The sequence below is a fragment of the Streptomyces sp. NPDC001530 genome (genome assembly GCF_042894545.1).
Lineage (GTDB): Bacteria > Actinomycetota > Actinomycetes > Streptomycetales > Streptomycetaceae > Streptomyces.
The window spans coordinates 71,484-87,588 of record NZ_JBIAVS010000003.1; the positions used below are offsets into that span (position 1 = coordinate 71,484).

The window sequence follows — 16,105 nt, forward strand, 5'->3', positions numbered from 1 at the left end:
GATCATCATGGCTATTGAGGTCGGCGTGATTGCCCTCGTCCACGTCCTGCGCCGCTAGCCCAGTAGGTCAGCCGGGCCCGCCATCGGCTGCTGGTCCGGCTCGCCGTTACGGAGGCGTTCGTTCGCCGCCTCCAGCTCGCTGACGAGGGCCTTGAGGAGGATGTTCTCGTCGGCGAGCTCACCGTGGCGCTGCCGGAACGCCTTGAGCGCCGCCTCGGGGCTGATTTGCTGGGCCATCACGCCACCTTGTCTGCGAGTTCCCGATACCGGTCGAGGAGATCCGTGGCATTCAGGAAGGGATGCTGGGGGAAGAAGCTCCAGTGGCTGACGATCGAGTCGCCGCGGAGGATGTTCGGCCGGCCCGTGGCGAGCGGCTGGTGCACCGTGTGCCACGACTCCTCCTCGTCCGGAACGAGGACGCCCGGCTGGGGGAGGGCGGCGTAGTCCTCGCCGCGGCTAGCGAAGCAGCTGACGGAGAACTGGGTGCCGGGCGCGAGCGGGAAGTCCTGGTAGAGGTACAGGTCTTCGACCGTGCCCGCCTCGATGTGATCCATGAGCATCTCGTGGAGCTTGACGGCGAACGGCCCGTTGGCCCAGCCGGTGGGGTCCATGCAGTACGGGCCCACAGCACCCCACTCCAGGGGGACCTTCCCGCAGGCCTGCAGGAAGTGGGAGCAGATCGCGTTGTTGAAGATGACCGGGAACACCGCGATCGGCGCAGGCATCTGGATACGGGCCCGCACCAGGTTTTCGACGGCATCGTCGTGCAGGTAGATGACGTCGTCGTCCAGACGCAGATAGATGGCGTCCGGGTCGGTCATGTACCGGTAAGCCAGACCCGTGTACCGCTGCTTGGGCAGGTGACCGAGGCTGACGCCTTCGGGCCGGTGGAGGAGCTTGAACCAGTCGTGCTGCTCGGCGAGTTCGTGCGCGTAGGCGATGTCGTCTTCCTGGCCCTGCGGGTCGGTGTTCATGTACGCCCAGGCCTCGTCGATCAGGCCGCGTCTGACGTCCCGCTCCAGGTACTTGGCGAGGATGCTGAAGGTGCGCCGCCTGCCGTAGGGCGTCCAGGCGATCACGCGCTTACCGTCGATCATGCTGCGTTCCTCTCTGCGGCGGGCACTGAGAGCGCCGCCTGCCACTGCACGTTGATGGCCTGGAGGATCGCCCCAGAAGCCTCTGCGCGGGCGGCCATGCCCATCTGCTGCCGCAGCCCGGGATCGTCGACGAGCTGCTTGAGATAGCGCCCCCACTCGTGCTCACGGCGCACCAGGAACCCGTTCTCGCCGTGGCGGATCACCGCCCGGTACGGCTCGATGTCGGAAGCGATCAACGGGATACCGAGCATCGACGACTCCAGATACTTCGTCGCGAACTTCGCCCGGTTGAAGGGGATATCCCGGTACGGCGCAACCCAGACGTCGAACTCGGCGACCGCCTGCAGATAGTGCTCGTGCCGCTCGACCCAGCCGAGCGCGCCGACTCGCCGGCCCCGCAGCCCGAGCGACATCGCGTGCTCGGGGCTGATGCCGACGACGCGGACCTGCACGCCGCCAGGCCGCGGGTAGGTCGCGATGCGGTTCAGCGCGCGGACGGCTTCCGGGAGTTCAGCGACGGTGCTCGATGTGCCGGCCCAGCCGACGAAGAGGGGCCGGCCTGCGGCCTCATAGTCGCGGGGGGTGCCCAGGTATTGGGCTGGCAGTCCGTTGGGGATGACTCTGACGTCATCCGCATAGTCGCGGAGGACTGCGGCCAGTGGCTCGGAGCAGCAGGTGACGAGGTCGGCGAGCGCCATATTGTCGGCGAGCCGCTGCAGCATCGCCTTGTCCCAGGTGCGGACGGCGGCCTGGTTGGCGGGGTCGAGGTGGAAGTAGTCGTCGTCCAGGTCGAGGACGAGCCGCTTGCCGTCCTCTTTGAGGCGCTTCCACATGAGGCTGGGCTCCTGCTTGGCGACACGGCAGCCGACGACCGCGTCCAGGGCGGGCCAGTCCTGGGGGAGCCGCATGCCGCCAGACACGGCGTGGCCGAGCCACTGCAGGCTCATGCCGGACAGGATCGCCCGATAGAAGGCCGATCCTGCCTCGTCGGCGGACCACATGTGAATGCGCACGTCAGGCCGCCAGGTAGCCGGGGAGCCACTGCTCGGCGTAGTAGCGGACGGTGTGGTGGATGCCCTCGTCGAGCGGCACGAAGTCTGCGGCCGTCATCCCGATCTGCTGGAGGGTGCTGGTGTCGGAGGAGACGACGGCGTTGGGGACTTCGCCCGGGCGCATGGGCAGGTGCTTGATGGCGGCGGGCTCGCGGCCGGTGATCCGGGCGGCTTCTTCGCCGACGAGGCGGGCGATGTCGTTGACGGTGCACGACTCGAGCGGGCCGACCTCGACAGGCGCCTTGGCGGGACTGTGTTCTGCCGTGTGCTCGAGGGCCTGAGCGAAGGTGCGGGCGACGTCGCCGACGTACACGCAGTCGCTGACCTGGGTGCCGTCGCCGTACACCTCGAGGGGCGCGCCGGTGAGGGCACGGCACGTGAAAGCGGGGAGGATCTTCCGCACCTTGCTCGTGCCGTAGGGGGCGGCGACACTCTGGCCAGGGCCGTAGGCGTTGACCGGGCGGACGATCGTGATCCGGCCGCCACGGTAGGCGTTGAACATGCGGGCGTAGTCCTCGGCAGCGGTCTTGCTGATCGTGTAGGAGCCGGTGCCGAGGTCCCTCATAAACGCATTCCCGACACCGGCGTAAACGGCCGGGAGCCCGTACTGGTTGGCGGCCTCGAAGACGTTGAGGCTGCCTCGGATGTTCGTGTCGGCGGACGGCCGCGGATTCCCGATGGTCTCCTGCGTGCCGAGAACGGCAGCCAGGTGGATAATGCCCTCGACGTGCGCGGCGAGTTCGACGACGGCCGTCTCGTCGCGGATGTCGCCGAGGAAGAACTCCTCACCAGCGGCCATCTCGGTGCGCGGGTTGCGGTCGAAGACGACGACCTGGTGCCCGCGTCGTAGCAGCTCGGTGCGGATCCATGAGCCGATGAAGCCCTGCCCGCCGGTGACGCCGATCTTCATGCTTGCTCCTTGTTCTTGTCGCATGTGCAGGTCTTGCAGTGCGCGGCGGTCTGGTGTTTGGCCTTGGCTGTGTCGCGGGCGGCGATGATCGCCGAGTTGATGACGGCTACGGCGGCGATGATCGCCGTGATGGCGATGGCGGTGTTCACGACTGCTCCTTGCTGGCCGGGCGGGCATAGGGGCAGACCTTGCAGTGGTCGCACTGCTCGGCACCGTCGGGGCAGTCGCAGCGGGGGCAGCGGCGCCCGGTGTCGTCGTTCGACTGGCTCATCGCGAACTCCAGGTGACGGTCGCGTACTCGATCTGCGCCTCGACGGGCTGCGCGAGGGCGAGGTAGGCGAACAGGAGCGCCAGCGCGGCGCAGACGGCGTTCATGAGGGAGCGCCGATCGCTTCGTAGGTCACGGCGAAGATGTCCGGCTTGCAGGGATACAGCTCGCCCTTGACGCCCCGGATGATCCAGTCGTCTTCGACGGCGAGCATGGTGCCCTCAAGGGTGGGGATGAGCAGGCCGATACGGGCGACGCGACCGTCGGGTCGGTCCCCGGGGAAGTCGTCACGCGGCTTGTCGTTCTCGTCGACGTACACCCCGCGCATGCCGTCAGGGAACTCACCGACGAACTCGCAGACTTCGCTCCAGGTGTCCCAGCGGAGCTGGACAGCTTCGATCTCGACGGGGCGCTTGCGGTACTGAGCCATGGGCGTACTCCTGTGCGGGTGCGTGTGCGGGTGGGGCGCGGGTTTTGGTGTGGCAGGGGTGCAGACCCGCACGGCCACACCCCTGCCACGGATCCTCTGAGCCAGGACCTACCGCAACGATACCTGTGATTCGTAGGTTAATGACGGGGTTCAGGCTACGATTCCAAGGTATAGGCCGTACTGAGGAGACCCGCATGGCAGAGCTATGGATGCCGGGCGCACAGAAGCTCGACATCGGAGACCACGCCCCAACCGACGGCGGCCCCGCGAAAGCGATCGCCCACATCACGTGGGACAAGAACGCCACCGCCGCCAGCCCTGTAGCCCTGGTGCCCTACGAAAACCTGCGCTCCTACTTCGCGGGCGGCGGGCGCACGGTCGCACCGCACGTCCTCTGGGATCCGTTCACCGGCAGGGTCTGCCAGTTCGTGCCCGCCAACTCCCGCTCCAAGAGCCTCGTCGACTTGGCCGGCGCGACCCGCACCAACCGGGCCGGATCCGTCGTCATCCAGATCGAAGCCCTGTTCTTCCCCTACTGCCGCGTCAACGGCGTCACCTACGCGCAGCTCGACGACACCCCCTGCAAGGGCTGGAGCGAACTCCACGCCTGGGTGAAGTCCTGGGGCGTGCCGGACGCCTGGCCCAACGGCCGTCCAGAGAACTGCACCCGCAACGAGTACACGTGGGAGACGAAGGCGGGCTGGTACCCACACAAGGGCGTCCCAGAGAACAAGCACACCGACCCGCTGACGTGGCCCGCGTTCCCCGCCGCGCCGAAGCCGTCGGCTCCGCCCGTCACCAAGCCGACGTATGAGCCCTTCCCCGGCGCTTCCTGGTTCGTGATGGGCCGCAAGTCGCCGATCGTTGCCGCGATGCACGACCGGCTCGTCGCCGTGGGCTGCAACCGCTACCAGTCGTCGGCCAACAAGGACGTCATCGGCTCCGGCGACAAGGCCTCCTACGAAGCGTGGCAGCGCAAGTGCGGCTACAGCGGCAGCGCCGCGCAATGGCCGCCCGGCAAGACCACCTGGGATCTCCTCCACGTCCCCAACGTCTGACCCTGAACCCACCCCGAGAAGGAACCCGCCATGTCCACTCCCACCACCGTCATCAAGACCGCCCAGACCTACGCCAAGGACCTCGGCGAACGCGTCATCTGGACGTTCCTCATCGCCGCGGGCAGCGTCGCCCTCGCCGCAGGCCCTGGCGACATGTTCAACGCCTCCCTCTGGCAGACCGTCGGCACCGCCGGACTCGCCGCCGTCGGCTCCCTGGTGAAGGGGATGCTGGCCCGCGCGTTCGGCGACAAGAACTCTGCGTCGACCGTCTCCGGCGTCTGAGACTGCCCACCTTGCGCGACCGGGAGGGCGCCACATGGATGCCACCACGGTCACGGCCCTAGGCGTTCTCGGTAGCGCGCTGATGGCCGGGCTGGCGGCCATGTACGGCTCCCGGATCGCGGGGCGGACTCAACGAGAGGCGTCGGCGATGCCGCTGTACGACAGCCTGGCGGGCCGCCTGATGGCGGAACGTGACAAGGCCGAGGCAGATGAAGCCAAGGCCGAAGCTCGTGCTGCCGCCGCTGAGGCGAAGGTCTACGCACTCGAAGCGGAAGTCGCCCGCCTCCGGACTCTCGTCCTGAGCCTCGGGGGGACGCCGTGACTGGGGCCGAGCGGGCGTTCGTCCGCCGCCGCCACCTCCTATGGATCGCCTGCGCACTCCTCGCGCTCACCGGGTTCAGCATCCTCATCTGGCAGCGCATCGACGCCGAAACCCGGCGAGGCGACCAGCTCGCCGAGGAAGCCGACCTCCGCGGCACCGCCGTGTCCACCCTTGCCGGAGACGTCCGCGCATTGAGGCAGCAGGTCAAAGCCGAGGGGAAAACCCCCGTGGCACCCGACCCGACCAAAGCCGTCAGCAATCTCCCCGACCGCGCCGAAGTCCCCGTCCCGATCCCGGGGCCGAAGGGCGACAAGGGTGACACCGGATCACCCGGCCCCACGGGATCCCCAGGCAGTGTCGGCGCGTCTGGGGAACCGGGCGCACCCGGAGCCGCGGGTGCCGACGGCGCCCAGGGCGAACCCGGGCCCGCCGGACCGCAAGGCGAACAAGGACCCAAGGGGGACACCGGCGAGCAGGGGCCAGCTGGCCCCAACTGCCCGGACGGGTACAGCCTCCAGACGCCCAGCTACGACCCGGACGCCGTCGTCTGCCGCAAGGACGGCGCAGCCGACCCAAGCCCCAGCAACGAGCCCCAAGGCCGCGGCCTGCTCGGCCTTGTCGCGCTCACCGCGACCGCCCGATACCGGAAACTGTGAGGAGAACGAGATGGGATTTCCGGCCGGCGTCGATGTCGTCACCGTCTCTGCTGGGGCGGCCGGCTACCGCGCCCTCGACGGCACCCCCTATATGGGCACACTCAAGTTCACGCCGTCCGTGTCCCGCGTCGTCTCCGCTGAACACGGCGTCATCGCCCTCGGCCCGGTCAACGTTACGTTGGGCGCGTCCGGCGAGTTCACCGAGACGCTGCTGGCCACGGACGCCGACGGGTTCAGCCCCAGCGGCTGGACGTACCGCGTCGACGAAGAGTTCACCAACGCCCCCGGGAAGGCGTACAGCATCCTCCTGCCGGCCGCTGCATCGTCGGTGGAACTCCCGTCGCTGGTCGAGGTAGAAGCATCAGACGGCACGGTGACCTGGCAGCCGTCTGGAGGCGGCACCCCGTCGAACACGGTGACAGGGGAGACCGGCTACGGGCAGGCCGCGGGCGCCGGCACGAGCACGACCTATGCGCGCGGCGACCACACCCACGGCACCCCCGCCCTACCGACGACAGGGACAACGGCAGGCACTTACGCGGCCGGCAACGACAGCAGGATCACGGGCGCGGCACAAAAAGCATCGAACCTCGTCGACCTCACCGACCCGGCCACCGCCCGCATGAACCTTGGGCTCGGCGGCGCCGCGACCCGTGACGTTGGCGCCACAAACGGCACCGTGGCTGCCGGCGACGATTCCCGGCTCAGCAACTCGCGCACCCCCACAGGCCCGGCTGGCGGGGACCTGTCCGGCACGTACCCCAACCCGACCGTGGCGAAGGTCAACGGGGTCACGGTCTCGGGCACGCCGGCCGCGGGTGACGCCCTGGTGGCGACGGGAGCAACGGCCGCCGCATGGTCTGCCGTGGCCAGCTCCGCCCCATGGGTGTTCGACGTCACCAAGTACGGGGCCGTCGCCGATGCGCAGGTCGTCGCGGACGGCGCGATGTCGTCCGGGTCGGCGGTGCTGACCAGCGCTACGGCGAACTGGCCGTCGACCGTGGTCGGCAAGGCGATCTCCGTGAAGGGCGCAGGCCCGACTGGGGTGACCACGCTGGTCACCACCGTCGCGAGCCGCCAGAGCGCGACACAGATCACCCTGAACGCGGCGAACGCTTCGGGCGGTGCGGTGTCGGGCGCGATCGTCTTCTGGGGCACGGACGACAACACGGCAGCCCAGGCCGCCACCGATGCCGCCTGGGCGTACCTGGCCGCAGGCAACACCTACGCCGAAGTGTTCTCCCCCCGGCCGTACATCGTGGCCGGGCCGCTGAACACGACCAAGCACGGCAACGGACAGCTGGCTTTCGACAGCCTCCCGACGAGCGGCGTGAAGAAGTTCCTGTTCTTTTCCGGGCCGTCGGATGGCGCGGCTGCGGTGCGGCACTGGTTGCAGGGGGTTCCGCAGTACGCGGGCGGCTGCCTGATCTCGTTCGGCGTATACGCCTCTACATCCGCGCAGATCGCCGACATCAACACGCACGGCAACCCCGGAGTGATCAGCGGCCCGAACGAAGGCTCTGGCTACGGTGTGGCCGCGAACTACAGCAACATCATCGTCGGGCTCAAGAACCTGGCGATCCTCACCACCCACTCCGCCTACGGCCTGACCTACGGCGCATTCAATTTCTACGGATGTGCCAACGCCTACCTGGAAAACGCCGGATGGAGCACCGCCGGAACCGTCGCCAGCCCCAGCACCGACTACACCAGCCCGGGTACGTTCGGCGCCGGCCTCAGTATCGGCGGCCTCCTCCCAGCGCCCGGCAATAACGACCACGTCATCGCGCGGAACATCAGCGTCGGCGGAGGCTACACCTACGCGATGTTCCTGACCGAGCACGGCCTGGTGGACCGGTACATGGCCCTGTACTGCTGGGCGGGTCTCGTGGCGGTCGGCAACTACGCAGGTTCGGTGGGCTCGGTCCATGCGATGAAGGTCATCAGCGCCTCCATTGAATCCTGCATCAACGAGGTGTACATCCTCGGCGCGGGTTCGTCGGGCATCGGCCCGATTATCGATATCGACCAACTCTCCACCGAGTCGTCCACGCCGAACGTCGGCGGGCAGGCGGCCCACATGGCCGCAGCACGCGGCGTGATCCGCTGGACCGGGCTTTTCAACGAGGCCGGGCTCACGCACGACAACCCCACAGGGATCGAGTCCATCAACGCGCAGGCCGCCAGCGCCGTCCGCGCGATCACGGCCACCACAACGGCCCGGCCGATCGACCGGGTCCTGAAGGTCGATGCGTCCTCCGCGGGCGTCACGATCAACCTGCCGTCCGCAGCCCCGAACCCGGTCATCTATACGGTCATCAAGTCGGACTCGTCGGGCAACGCCGTCACGATCGACCCGTCCGGCGCCGAGACCATCAACGGCGCCTCCACCCGCGCCCTGTCCGCACAATGGGAGACCGTCACCCTGCGATCCGACGGATCCAACTGGATCGCCGTCTAGGAGACCCCGATGCCGAACCGCTGCCCCGCCACCGACACGCTCACCATCGATGGGGATCCGCTCGAACTCCGCTGCGTCCACTGGAGCGACGACCCAGCCGGCCGCCACCAGGGTGACCACCTCGTCCACACGCCACCCGCCATGGGCGACGATCACACGTGGACCAACGAGAACCCGCTACCCGAGGATGAAAATGGCCTCTGACCGCGGTGAGGACGACCCGCCGCCGTTCTATCTGTCGCCTCGCCCGTTCCGTGAGCCGCCGCCGCTCCCGCCACCGGACGACGACGAGACCTGACCGGCCCTGCGCCCCCGCTGCCTTCGGGCGGCGGGGGCGCTTCGTCGTGTCAGAACGGGGCTTCGCCGCTCCCCAGGATGCGGATGACGAACGGGCTGCCGCCGTTGAAGGTCCAGTCGGAGGTGTCGGGGCGGATGAACTCGCCGGGCCGGCCGTCGACGAGAACGTGGCCGTCCCGCACGTTCAGCAGCACCGGCACGAGGGTCTGGTCGTGGAAGGTGAGCGTGCCCTGCCAGGTTCCCGACGAGTCCTTCGCGAGGTTGGCTGCGGTGTCGAACTGGCGGCCGTCGCCGATAAGGAGGACAGCCGCGCCTGCGTAAGTGGTCATGGCTTGGGACCCTACTCAGGGCGCGCGGCGAGGACGAAAAAACGCGCGCCTCCGAGCGCCCTTCGTCGTCTCCGGAAGTGCTGGCGATCACGCAACTCTATGGTTGATAATGACAGTTATCCCAGATGATCCATTAGTCAGCGGCCGCCAGTAGGCGCTGGGCACGTTCGACGCTCGCCTTGAGCTCGCGCTGAAAGCCTGGGTCTCGGCGTCGCGTGTCGACGTACTCGGCGATGGCGGCGCGGATGATCTCGGACACGGGCTTGTTCTCCACGCTCGCAACAGTGGCCAGCGCCTCGGCCTGGGCGATGGGCAGACGGACCGTCATGGCCTTCGTTTCGTTCTTCGTTGGCATCGGTCAATCCTCCGTCGGCTTCTCGGCCGCTCGTTCGCGGCGCCGTCGAGTGACGTAGCGGTGTAGGTCGCTGACGATGACGTCGGTCAGCGTGCGCCCCTCCGCCTTCGCCTCGGTCATGGCTGCATCCCAGAGTTCGTCGGGTACGCGGATGTTCCGCAGCGGCGTCTTGCCGGTGGCTGGCCTGGCCATCTCTCCCCCTTGGGTGTGTAGGTACAGAAACTAGCATCCATCTCGGCGGATGGCTTGACAAGGGCCCTCTTGTGGGCGCATTCTGTAGGTACAGAAACAAGCGCTCAGCAGGGGGAACGGGAATGTCAGAGAATGAGGTCGTCGACTCCGGTAAGCCCGCCGGAACGTGCCACAGCGGCACCTGCACTCAGCAGGCCACCCACCGCCTTGACTGGGACGCCTGGGCGAACGAGACGTGCGACGAGCACACCGCCTCCTGGCGCCCCGTCACCAGCCCCGACGGCACGCCCGTCAAGGTCACCCCCCTGTTCCGCTGCGCCTGCTGCATCGCCGACGCCGACCCCGAGGGGGAGCGCGAGACGGAGCGCTGGACGCCGAGCGAGCCGAAGGAGAGCACCGCGATCGAACTGCTCGACCCGCTGCACCCCTGCCGCCGCTGCAAGGGCAGCGGCACCTTCCACATCTGGAGCGGACCCGTCGAGTGCCGGAACTGCTCCGGAACCGGCGAGGTCCCCTCGGCGCGCGACCGGCGCCGTATCGACGCTGCCAACCGGAACTACTACCGGCTGATCAAGGCGATGCGGATGCGGGCCGAGGAGCGCGACGGACGCCGCAACGGACGGATCGAATTCGAGTCGCACCAGGGCTTCGGCCTGCTGGAGGGGAACGAGCCGCACCGCCTCCCCGCTCTGTTCCGGTCACTCGAAGCCGGACGCGTCGACGACGTCATCGACATGCTCATCGCCTACCGCAACGCCCACGTCGTCAAGGAGTCGGCGTGAGGTTCTATCTCGGGACCCACATGGTCAACTGGCTCTGGTCGGACGACCCGAGATTCAACGGCATCACGTTCTTCGTCTCCTACAACCGGTTCATCCTGCGCAAGACCCCGTTCGAGCACCGCGCCCTGCACGCCCACTGCCGAGACTCGGGCGGCTTCACCCACCTGAAGCAGAACGGCCGCTGGCTCATCCCCGCTGAGACATACATCGCCAACCACCGCCGCTGGGACCGTGAACTCGGACCCGCCCAGTGGATAGCCCCGCGCGACTGGATGTGTGAGCCGTGGGTGATCTATGGGAAGAACCAGCACCTCAAGCCCAGCCACCGCGACTACTTCCACGGCACCCGCGCGGCGCGCGGCCTTGGCCCATTCGACGAAGAGCAAGACCTCGACACCGCCGTCGCCATCCACCAGCGGTACACCGTCGACGACTACCTCGAACTCACGTCGCTCGCCCCCGACCTGCCGATCATCCCGGTCCTGCAAGGCTGGACCCTTGAGCAGTACCAGCGCTGCGCCGACATGTACGCAGCTGCCGGAGTCGATCTCGCCGCCCAGCCAGTCGTCGGCCTCGGATCCGTCTGCCGCCGCCAGGCCACAGACGAGATTGAGCAGATCGTCCGGCACTTCGCCGCCCAGGGGTTGAAGCTGCACGGCTTCGGCGTGAAGACGAAGGGCCTCAGCTTCTACGCCGACGACCTTGTCTCCGCCGACTCCATGGCCTGGTCCGATGTTGCACGCAAGGAAGAGATCCGGCTCTCCGGTCACACGCACAAGAACTGTGCGAATTGCCCTGACTGGGCGCTGGAGTGGCGGTCCCGCGTCCTGTCCGCACCTGCCCCCGAGCGGCAGCTGCAATTCGACCTGCTCGGCTAGCAAGGAGGCTGTCCCGTGAGAGACCCTCGGACTGACAGGAGGAACGCATGACCAGCAGCGAACCGGTGTGCTGCCCATACTCTGACCAAGAGACAACAGACGACGGTGACCTGATCTACCCAGAACTCTGTCAATGCATCTGCCATGCGCCCGAGGCTGAGGAGACGACAGATGAGTGATCTGGTGGAGTGGTTCGGTGAGCAGCTCGACGAGGACGAGCGGATCACGCGGGAAGCGACGCCTGGGTGGTGGACTCCGTGGCGGCGAAGCATGACGCATGTACTTAAGGACCTGATCCACTCTGTGGTGACGCAGGGGCAGAAGCCAGGCGACCGGGCGAAGATCGTGACGGCGTCATGGTCGGATGCGGAGCACATTGCCCGCCACAATCCGGCTCGGGTGCTGCGTGAGATCGACGCCGAGCGGCAAGTACTGCGTGATCTGGAGCAGGCCGAGTTCACGTTGAGCAAGGCGGAGCCGCGCACGGCTCCGCACGATCTGATGACCGGGGCCGTGAACGCGCTGCGCCGAACTGTGCGCCTGCTCGCCCTGCCCTACGCGGACCGGCCCGGCTACCGCGAGGAGTGGCGGCCGTGACCACCCTCGTCCCGCGCCCGTCGGCGGAGCTGTCGACCGACCGGCACGACCCCCGCGACGACTGGCCCGACGAAGCCCGCCAACTCGCCGACCACCTCACCGCCATCTACGGCGACCGCGACCCACTCCCCACCATCGCCGGAGGATGGGTCGCCCGCCAGAAGAGCCGCCACACGAGGCGGGCCTACGTCCGCACCTTCAAGGCGTGGGAGGAGTACGCCCGCAGCACCGGCATCCACCCGCTCCAAGCGAAGCTGCCGCTCGCCGACGCCTACGCCAAGCACCTCGCCAAAACGCCCACCCGCAACGGCAAGCCGCCAGCCGAGACCACCCAGGCCCAAGCCGTCGCCGCCGCCGGATCCTTCTACACCTACGCCACCCGCCTCCAAGCCGTCGACAGCGACCCGTTCGCCGCCGTCAACCGCCCCTATGTCGACCCCGACTACTCGCCGACCGAAGGCATGACCGAAGCCGAGACCGACCGGCTCATCGAGACCGCACGCGACTGGGCGCCCCGCAGCTACGCCCTCGTCATGCTCCTCTACCTCACCGGCGCCCGCGTCGACGAACTCCTCTCCCTCAACGCCGACCAGCTCGGCTACGACCGAGGGCACCGCACGCTGCCGCTCACGCAGAAGGGAGGCAAGAAGCGGCCCGCCCCCGTCCCGCCGCTCGCCCTCGATGCACTCCTCGCCTACCTCGGCGACCGTACCGACGGCCCCCTGTTCACCACCGAGTCCGGCCGCCGCTGGACGCAGCCCGAAGTGTGGAAGCACCTCCGCGTCCTCGCCCGCCGCGCCGGAATCCCGCAAGCCGCCAGCATCAAGCCCCACACGCTGCGGCACCAATTCATCACCGACAACCTCGCCAACGGCGTCCCCCTCCAAGACGTCCAAGACGCCGTCAGCCACTCCGACCCGCGCACCACCCAGCGGTACAACCGGCGCCGGAGGCAGCTCGACAACCACCCCGCCTACGCGCTCGCTGCCAAGCTGGGGGAGCGGCTCCAGAAGGGCGCCGAGTAGGCCGTCACCCGTCGATGAACCCGAGCTCGCTGTCGGGCCGGCAGTGCGGGCAGGCGTCGACCCCTTCGGCGAGTGCCCGCCTCCGCCACCCCCGCACCTGCGCCGTCTGCGGCCAGCCCGCCCCGGTCACCGAGGCCGTCGACACCCCGCACGGGCTTCGCTGGCTGGACCGCTGCATGCCGTGCGTCCTCGCCACCACCCCGTGCGGCGGGCCACCCGTGCCGCTCGCCGACACGGTGGCCGTGCTCCGGGATGCGGCCCACGAGGCGGGCGTGCGGCTGGCGGTGGTCACGGACGACGGCGTGGCAGGCTGAGCCCGTGGAGCGCTATCACCTCACGCTGACGACCAACGGGCAGCCCGTCATGCATGGCTGGTGGGCCGACCTGGCGACAGCCGAGCGGAAGTTCACGTCGTGGATCGGCGAGCACGGTAGCGTCGCCGGCGCCCGGGTCACGCTCGTCGACGAGGCCGAGGCGCGGGTGCTGAAGTCCTGGCCGACCGAGCCGTAGCCGTCTGCCATCCTGGCGGCATGGACACGATGCCTCAGCGGACACTGTGGGACCGCCACCTGACGGCGCGCGGTCGCTGGTGGCGGGTCGCCGCCTTCTACGGTGACGCCCCGGGAAGTCATAAGGGTTTCTGGCGGACCAACTCCGGCGGCCTCCAGGGATGGAATCTCCGCGTGGGTAGCCTCGCGCGCTGCCTAACCGTCTTCGCCCACACGAAGCCCGCCCGCTGACCCCACCCGTGTTGTCAGCGCCCGCCGTTACGCTGAGCGCACGTATCCGCGCATGCTGGCTGCACGCGCCCGCCCCGCCCTGATGGACAGCGCCACCCGGGCGGGGCGCTCGACTTGGAGGACCCCGTGGAGCTCGACGACGTCATGTCCGGTGCCGTCCCGCACTGACCCCCGACACGCACCGAAGCCCCGCCCAGTGCGGGGCTTCGTCACGCCGCCTCGACGACCTCGCACCGTTCCCGCGCGACCGCGACCGTCCACTCCGTGACGAGCTCCGCGTACAGCCGCCGCTCCTCATCGGTGAGCCGCATCGACGGGTGCGGCCACAACGCCCGGATCAGCCCGTTCAGCACGGCAGCAGACCGTGCGGAACCCGAGGCAGGGGGAGTGGGAGGCATAGATCAAAGCCTAGCCGTCCGGTCGGACAGTGGTCAGCCCTCGGCGGGCGGCTGTGGCAGCTCGGTGACGAACGTCCCGATCCCCGGCTGCATGTAGGCCAGCCCCGCCTTCCGCAGCTCGGTCAACACTCTGCGTGCGGTCACCTGGGAGATCCCGAACTCTTCGCAGATGTCGAACGCCGACGGCAGTCGTTCGCCGGGCGGGTAGCTGCCGTCGATGATCCGCTCCCGCATCATCTCGTGCACCTGCTTCCACCGCGGAACATCCGGCTCCCATTTCATGATCCAGACGCTAGGCGGGCAAGGTCGACTCGGCGAGATGAGATGACCTATCGGACCTAGCGCACCTATCGCCCTGGAGTATCGTGACCAGCACGTGAAGACCCCCGCAGCCGCGGTGCAGCGGCCCGGGGGCGTGGACGACACTGACCGGAGCGTCGACATGGACCAGCCTACGAACCCGCCGCCCGAGCACCAGACCGCGGACCCGATACCGCAACTCTGCTGCCACTGCGGCGAACTCACCCGCGAACCCGTCCTCGTCGGCGAAGTCCACACCGCCAGCGGCGCCGGCGCCAGCCTCTACGCCTGCCCCAAAGACGCGCCCCTCTTCGGCGAGAACGTCGTCCGACTGCAGGGCAGGGCGACATGAAGGCGACGCCGCCCCGGCCGACGAGCACCTGCTGGACCGAGCACCCCACCGAGCCGTGGCACTGCACGCTTCAGGTCGGACATCAGGGCCCGCACTGGCACACCTACACGCGCACCGAGTGGCCGCAGGCGCAGATACCGCGACGGGATACGCAGGGGCGCTGACGGCGAGACGTGACGCGCCGTTGCCTCACGGGCAAGAACGCGCCCTGACCGCTGCCTGCCAGGTAAGCCCTGGCCAGAGCATCCCCAAGCGGTTGCAAAATCACATGGGCTGCACAGGGATTTCATCGCCGGAACGGTCGTTAACTGTTCTCATTTGAATCTCGTTCAACCGTGAAGGAGGTCGGTGACGTGCACACGAAGAGCATGGGCGATGAGCAGCAGGTCCGAGAACTGCGGATCCCTCTGGGCGTTCTCGTAGCGCTGGATCGACCTTCGGTCCAGGCCGGCAAGGCGCGCCAACTGGTCCTGTGACAGCTCAGCCTGCCGCCGTAAGTCGGCGATGCGGTGACCGAGGACGGTACGTCTCTGCATGACCCAGTCGGGTCGGGGATTGCGGCGGGCTGGCACCCGTGACACGCTTCGGCGTCAATGATCTTGTGTCAGTACCCAAGTGGTCGCCATCTGAAAAAGATTGACTGCCGCGCGACGGACGGCCCGCCCGCCCTCGTAGAGCAGACGGAAGCCACACCCAGAGACTGACCGGCACCCCCCCCGTGGGTGCAGGTCGCCAGTCCGCCGCGACTCACGCCACCCCCGGCGCGACGGACGAGAGCGGCGGCCGCGCGTAGGTGCATCCGCCGGCCGCCGCTCATCATTAAGAGCACGCTATGAAAGCGACCGCCCCAGCCGCACATGCGGCTGGGGCGGTTTAGTGTCTGCAGCAGAACGCCCCCGTCGCAGATCGACGGGGGCGTCTCCAGTGGAGGCCAGGCTCCACCGGCGGGACCGAAGTCCTGCCTACCTTTTCCCCACCGGTTCTCGCGTGGGGGTGCATCGAGGGGGCCGCCGAAGCGGGACCCTCCCCAGGTGATCGACACGCTAGATCAGTGCAGCCTGCAAGGGAATAGGTCGTGCGGCGCACTCACCCCTTCGGGTGACCCTTGATCAAAACGGCGTTGTGGACGGGATGTGGATTTTCACCGATCCACATACGCTGCGGCATCCTGCGCTGGACGTCTCCATGTGGACGCTCACCTGCATGAATGCCCGTTCAGTGATCTCCCCCTAGACTCAGATCACAACTATCTGAACAGGGAAAACGCCGCGAAGGGCGACTGAGGCCGACCGCGCCAGACCCGTACACGACCCGCCGCCGCCCG

At 68.3% G+C, this 16,105-nt stretch carries 28 protein-coding genes; 14 read left to right on the forward strand and 14 right to left on the reverse strand.

Annotation, left to right across the window (positions count from 1 at the left end; translation table 11 throughout):
• Positions 1–54: 54 nt before the first annotated feature.
• The 7 genes from ACFY0T_RS05825 to ACFY0T_RS05855 form a co-directional block, all read right to left on the reverse strand.
• Positions 55–237, reverse strand: a complete 183-nt coding sequence (locus ACFY0T_RS05825; protein ID WP_388864953.1) for a hypothetical protein — start codon at positions 235–237, stop codon at positions 55–57.
• The gene (locus tag ACFY0T_RS05830; protein WP_388864955.1) at positions 237–1,097 is read right to left on the reverse strand and encodes a hypothetical protein; all 861 of its coding nucleotides are present in this window, start codon (positions 1,095–1,097) and stop codon (positions 237–239) included. Before ACFY0T_RS05830 ends, ACFY0T_RS05825 begins: the two co-directional genes overlap by 1 nt.
• Positions 1,094–2,110, reverse strand: a complete 1,017-nt coding sequence (locus ACFY0T_RS05835) for a glycosyltransferase family 4 protein (protein WP_388864957.1) — start codon at positions 2,108–2,110, stop codon at positions 1,094–1,096. Before ACFY0T_RS05835 ends, ACFY0T_RS05830 begins: the two co-directional genes overlap by 4 nt.
• 1 nt (position 2,111) lies before the next feature.
• Positions 2,112–3,059, reverse strand: a complete 948-nt coding sequence (locus ACFY0T_RS05840; RefSeq protein ID WP_388864959.1) for an NAD-dependent epimerase/dehydratase family protein — start codon at positions 3,057–3,059, stop codon at positions 2,112–2,114.
• The gene (locus ACFY0T_RS05845) at positions 3,056–3,208 is read right to left on the reverse strand and encodes a hypothetical protein (protein ID WP_388864961.1); all 153 of its coding nucleotides are present in this window, start codon (positions 3,206–3,208) and stop codon (positions 3,056–3,058) included. Before ACFY0T_RS05845 ends, ACFY0T_RS05840 begins: the two co-directional genes overlap by 4 nt.
• On the reverse strand, positions 3,205–3,330 hold the full coding sequence (locus ACFY0T_RS05850) for a hypothetical protein (protein WP_388864963.1): 126 nt from the start codon (positions 3,328–3,330) through the stop codon (positions 3,205–3,207). The genes ACFY0T_RS05845 and ACFY0T_RS05850 overlap by 4 nt, the downstream gene beginning before the upstream one ends.
• A 100-nt stretch (positions 3,331–3,430) precedes the next feature.
• Positions 3,431–3,757, reverse strand: coding sequence for a hypothetical protein (locus ACFY0T_RS05855; protein ID WP_388864964.1), 327 nt, complete (start codon positions 3,755–3,757; stop codon positions 3,431–3,433).
• Between the two features lie 194 nt (positions 3,758–3,951).
• Here ACFY0T_RS05855 and ACFY0T_RS05860 point away from each other — a divergent pair, with 194 nt between their 5' ends.
• From ACFY0T_RS05860 to ACFY0T_RS05885, 6 genes are read left to right on the forward strand one after another with little or no spacing between them, the layout of a single operon-like run.
• Positions 3,952–4,815 carry a peptidoglycan-binding protein gene (locus tag ACFY0T_RS05860; RefSeq protein ID WP_388864966.1) on the forward strand — a complete coding sequence of 288 codons (864 nt, stop codon included), beginning with the start codon at positions 3,952–3,954 and terminating at the stop codon, positions 4,813–4,815.
• Positions 4,816–4,845: 30 nt separating this feature from the next.
• Positions 4,846–5,097, forward strand: coding sequence for a hypothetical protein (locus tag ACFY0T_RS05865; protein WP_388864968.1), 252 nt, complete (start codon positions 4,846–4,848; stop codon positions 5,095–5,097).
• Between the two features lie 34 nt (positions 5,098–5,131).
• Positions 5,132–5,419, forward strand: coding sequence for a hypothetical protein (locus ACFY0T_RS05870; RefSeq protein ID WP_388864970.1), 288 nt, complete (start codon positions 5,132–5,134; stop codon positions 5,417–5,419).
• Positions 5,416–6,075, forward strand: a complete 660-nt coding sequence (locus ACFY0T_RS05875; protein ID WP_388864972.1) for a collagen-like protein — start codon at positions 5,416–5,418, stop codon at positions 6,073–6,075. Before ACFY0T_RS05870 ends, ACFY0T_RS05875 begins: the two co-directional genes overlap by 4 nt.
• Positions 6,076–6,085: 10 nt before the next feature.
• Positions 6,086–8,536, forward strand: a complete 2,451-nt coding sequence (locus tag ACFY0T_RS05880) for a hypothetical protein (protein ID WP_388864974.1) — start codon at positions 6,086–6,088, stop codon at positions 8,534–8,536.
• A gap of 9 nt (positions 8,537–8,545) precedes the next feature.
• On the forward strand, positions 8,546–8,740 hold the full coding sequence (locus tag ACFY0T_RS05885) for a hypothetical protein (protein ID WP_388864975.1): 195 nt from the start codon (positions 8,546–8,548) through the stop codon (positions 8,738–8,740).
• Between the two features lie 143 nt (positions 8,741–8,883).
• Here the strand turns inward: ACFY0T_RS05885 and ACFY0T_RS05890 are convergent, their stop codons facing one another.
• The 3 genes from ACFY0T_RS05890 to ACFY0T_RS05900 form a co-directional block, all read right to left on the reverse strand.
• Entirely contained in the window at positions 8,884–9,162 is a 279-nt protein-coding gene (locus tag ACFY0T_RS05890; protein WP_388864976.1) for a hypothetical protein, read from the reverse strand.
• A gap of 133 nt (positions 9,163–9,295) precedes the next feature.
• Positions 9,296–9,517, reverse strand: a complete 222-nt coding sequence (locus ACFY0T_RS05895; protein ID WP_388864977.1) for a ribbon-helix-helix protein, CopG family — start codon at positions 9,515–9,517, stop codon at positions 9,296–9,298.
• A 3-nt stretch (positions 9,518–9,520) separates the two neighbouring features.
• On the reverse strand, positions 9,521–9,709 hold the full coding sequence (locus ACFY0T_RS05900; protein WP_388864979.1) for a hypothetical protein: 189 nt from the start codon (positions 9,707–9,709) through the stop codon (positions 9,521–9,523).
• A gap of 122 nt (positions 9,710–9,831) precedes the next feature.
• Between ACFY0T_RS05900 and ACFY0T_RS05905 the strand changes: the two genes are divergently transcribed.
• The 4 genes from ACFY0T_RS05905 (at position 9,832) to ACFY0T_RS05920 (ending at position 12,991) form a co-directional block, all read left to right on the forward strand.
• A complete protein-coding gene (locus ACFY0T_RS05905; protein WP_388864981.1) occupies positions 9,832–10,491 on the forward strand; it encodes a hypothetical protein in 660 nt (219 codons plus the stop codon).
• Complete coding sequence (locus ACFY0T_RS05910; protein WP_388864983.1) at positions 10,488–11,369, forward strand: hypothetical protein; 882 nt, start codon at positions 10,488–10,490, stop codon at positions 11,367–11,369. The genes ACFY0T_RS05905 and ACFY0T_RS05910 overlap by 4 nt, the downstream gene beginning before the upstream one ends.
• A 171-nt stretch (positions 11,370–11,540) precedes the next feature.
• Positions 11,541–11,966, forward strand: a complete 426-nt coding sequence (locus ACFY0T_RS05915; RefSeq protein ID WP_388864985.1) for a DUF6221 family protein — start codon at positions 11,541–11,543, stop codon at positions 11,964–11,966.
• Positions 11,963–12,991: a tyrosine-type recombinase/integrase gene (locus ACFY0T_RS05920; protein ID WP_388864987.1), complete on the forward strand. Its 1,029-nt coding sequence runs from the start codon at positions 11,963–11,965 to the stop codon at positions 12,989–12,991. The genes ACFY0T_RS05915 and ACFY0T_RS05920 overlap by 4 nt, the downstream gene beginning before the upstream one ends.
• A gap of 4 nt (positions 12,992–12,995) precedes the next feature.
• On the opposite strand, the gene ACFY0T_RS05925 is transcribed toward ACFY0T_RS05920, so the two are convergent.
• The gene (locus ACFY0T_RS05925; RefSeq protein WP_388864988.1) at positions 12,996–13,169 is read right to left on the reverse strand and encodes a DUF6233 domain-containing protein; all 174 of its coding nucleotides are present in this window, start codon (positions 13,167–13,169) and stop codon (positions 12,996–12,998) included.
• Between ACFY0T_RS05925 and ACFY0T_RS05930 the strand changes: the two genes are divergently transcribed.
• Genes ACFY0T_RS05930 through ACFY0T_RS05940 form a run of 3 tightly spaced genes read left to right on the forward strand, consistent with a single transcriptional unit; the run spans position 13,168 to position 13,731 of the window.
• Positions 13,168–13,305, forward strand: coding sequence for a hypothetical protein (locus tag ACFY0T_RS05930; RefSeq protein WP_388864990.1), 138 nt, complete (start codon positions 13,168–13,170; stop codon positions 13,303–13,305). The genes ACFY0T_RS05925 and ACFY0T_RS05930 overlap by 2 nt on opposite strands.
• Positions 13,306–13,309: 4 nt before the next feature.
• On the forward strand, positions 13,310–13,501 hold the full coding sequence (locus ACFY0T_RS05935; RefSeq protein WP_388864992.1) for a hypothetical protein: 192 nt from the start codon (positions 13,310–13,312) through the stop codon (positions 13,499–13,501).
• A gap of 20 nt (positions 13,502–13,521) precedes the next feature.
• On the forward strand, positions 13,522–13,731 hold the full coding sequence (locus tag ACFY0T_RS05940; protein ID WP_388864993.1) for a hypothetical protein: 210 nt from the start codon (positions 13,522–13,524) through the stop codon (positions 13,729–13,731).
• A 209-nt stretch (positions 13,732–13,940) separates the two neighbouring features.
• Here ACFY0T_RS05940 and ACFY0T_RS05945 read toward each other — a convergent pair whose 3' ends face one another.
• On the reverse strand, positions 13,941–14,129 hold the full coding sequence (locus ACFY0T_RS05945; RefSeq protein WP_388864995.1) for a hypothetical protein: 189 nt from the start codon (positions 14,127–14,129) through the stop codon (positions 13,941–13,943).
• A 33-nt stretch (positions 14,130–14,162) separates the two neighbouring features.
• Complete coding sequence (locus ACFY0T_RS05950) at positions 14,163–14,411, reverse strand: GntR family transcriptional regulator (protein ID WP_388864997.1); 249 nt, start codon at positions 14,409–14,411, stop codon at positions 14,163–14,165.
• A gap of 160 nt (positions 14,412–14,571) precedes the next feature.
• On the opposite strand from ACFY0T_RS05950, the gene ACFY0T_RS05955 reads away from it, so the two are divergent.
• Positions 14,572–14,781, forward strand: coding sequence for a hypothetical protein (locus ACFY0T_RS05955; RefSeq protein WP_388864999.1), 210 nt, complete (start codon positions 14,572–14,574; stop codon positions 14,779–14,781).
• A 329-nt stretch (positions 14,782–15,110) separates the two neighbouring features.
• Here the strand turns inward: ACFY0T_RS05955 and ACFY0T_RS05960 are convergent, their stop codons facing one another.
• On the reverse strand, positions 15,111–15,317 hold the full coding sequence (locus tag ACFY0T_RS05960; RefSeq protein WP_388865001.1) for a helix-turn-helix domain-containing protein: 207 nt from the start codon (positions 15,315–15,317) through the stop codon (positions 15,111–15,113).
• Positions 15,318–16,105: the final 788 nt, after the last annotated feature.

Coding starts and splice junctions, on each gene's coding strand:
- ACFY0T_RS05825 (WP_388864953.1), bottom strand. CDS start 237: ATGGCCCAGCAAATCAGCCCCGAGGCGGCGCTCAAGGCGTTCCGGCAG.
- ACFY0T_RS05830 (WP_388864955.1), bottom strand. CDS start 1,097: ATGATCGACGGTAAGCGCGTGATCGCCTGGACGCCCTACGGCAGGCGG.
- ACFY0T_RS05840 (WP_388864959.1), bottom strand. CDS start 3,059: ATGAAGATCGGCGTCACCGGCGGGCAGGGCTTCATCGGCTCATGGATC.
- ACFY0T_RS05850 (WP_388864963.1), bottom strand. CDS start 3,330: ATGAGCCAGTCGAACGACGACACCGGGCGCCGCTGCCCCCGCTGCGAC.
- ACFY0T_RS05855 (WP_388864964.1), bottom strand. CDS start 3,757: ATGGCTCAGTACCGCAAGCGCCCCGTCGAGATCGAAGCTGTCCAGCTC.
- ACFY0T_RS05860 (WP_388864966.1), top strand. CDS start 3,952: ATGGCAGAGCTATGGATGCCGGGCGCACAGAAGCTCGACATCGGAGAC.
- ACFY0T_RS05865 (WP_388864968.1), top strand. CDS start 4,846: ATGTCCACTCCCACCACCGTCATCAAGACCGCCCAGACCTACGCCAAG.
- ACFY0T_RS05870 (WP_388864970.1), top strand. CDS start 5,132: ATGGATGCCACCACGGTCACGGCCCTAGGCGTTCTCGGTAGCGCGCTG.
- ACFY0T_RS05880 (WP_388864974.1), top strand. CDS start 6,086: ATGGGATTTCCGGCCGGCGTCGATGTCGTCACCGTCTCTGCTGGGGCG.
- ACFY0T_RS05885 (WP_388864975.1), top strand. CDS start 8,546: ATGCCGAACCGCTGCCCCGCCACCGACACGCTCACCATCGATGGGGAT.
- ACFY0T_RS05890 (WP_388864976.1), bottom strand. CDS start 9,162: ATGACCACTTACGCAGGCGCGGCTGTCCTCCTTATCGGCGACGGCCGC.
- ACFY0T_RS05895 (WP_388864977.1), bottom strand. CDS start 9,517: ATGCCAACGAAGAACGAAACGAAGGCCATGACGGTCCGTCTGCCCATC.
- ACFY0T_RS05900 (WP_388864979.1), bottom strand. CDS start 9,709: ATGGCCAGGCCAGCCACCGGCAAGACGCCGCTGCGGAACATCCGCGTA.
- ACFY0T_RS05905 (WP_388864981.1), top strand. CDS start 9,832: ATGTCAGAGAATGAGGTCGTCGACTCCGGTAAGCCCGCCGGAACGTGC.
- ACFY0T_RS05915 (WP_388864985.1), top strand. CDS start 11,541: ATGAGTGATCTGGTGGAGTGGTTCGGTGAGCAGCTCGACGAGGACGAG.
- ACFY0T_RS05930 (WP_388864990.1), top strand. CDS start 13,168: ATGCCGTGCGTCCTCGCCACCACCCCGTGCGGCGGGCCACCCGTGCCG.
- ACFY0T_RS05925 (WP_388864988.1), bottom strand. CDS start 13,169: ATGCAGCGGTCCAGCCAGCGAAGCCCGTGCGGGGTGTCGACGGCCTCG.
- ACFY0T_RS05940 (WP_388864993.1), top strand. CDS start 13,522: ATGGACACGATGCCTCAGCGGACACTGTGGGACCGCCACCTGACGGCG.
- ACFY0T_RS05945 (WP_388864995.1), bottom strand. CDS start 14,129: ATGCCTCCCACTCCCCCTGCCTCGGGTTCCGCACGGTCTGCTGCCGTG.
- ACFY0T_RS05950 (WP_388864997.1), bottom strand. CDS start 14,411: ATGAAATGGGAGCCGGATGTTCCGCGGTGGAAGCAGGTGCACGAGATG.
- ACFY0T_RS05955 (WP_388864999.1), top strand. CDS start 14,572: ATGGACCAGCCTACGAACCCGCCGCCCGAGCACCAGACCGCGGACCCG.
- ACFY0T_RS05960 (WP_388865001.1), bottom strand. CDS start 15,317: ATGCAGAGACGTACCGTCCTCGGTCACCGCATCGCCGACTTACGGCGG.